Raw genomic sequence first — 332 nt, forward strand, 5'->3', positions numbered from 1 at the left:
TCCACGGACGTCCAGCGGGCCCAGAGCCGGGTGAACGCCTCGGAGGCGATCTCGTGGGCCGTCTCGTCGTCGTCGACGAGCCGGCGGCACCAGCCGGCGAGGCGCGGATACAGGGCGGCGAACAGCTCGGACGCCGCCCTGTCACGGGACCGTTTCAACGCTCTCCATGGTCGTGAGGGTATGCGGTGCGGTGCGCACCGGGGCCTGTTCTAGCGGCCCTTGGTGGCGCTCAGTTCGGCGAAGACGATCACGTTGTCCCGGTACTCCTGGCCGTCGCGCGGACCGCCGCAGGTGATGAGCCGCAACTCCGGCCCCGCCACGTCCCCGTAGAC

1 protein-coding gene and 1 pseudogene are annotated in these 332 nt (G+C 70.8%); both read right to left on the reverse strand.

What is annotated here, in order from left to right; genetic code table 11:
- Positions 1 to 158: sigma factor (locus OO69_RS48435; RefSeq protein WP_033287440.1), on the reverse strand; the 158-nt coding region annotated here is incomplete at its 3' end.
- 51 nt (positions 159 to 209) lie between these two features.
- Positions 210 to 332 (reverse strand): annotated as a pseudogene (locus OO69_RS49860) (class F sortase); the annotation flags it as partial.

This window comes from Streptomyces sp. NRRL F-525 (assembly GCF_000716605.1).
GTDB lineage: Bacteria > Actinomycetota > Actinomycetes > Streptomycetales > Streptomycetaceae > Streptomyces.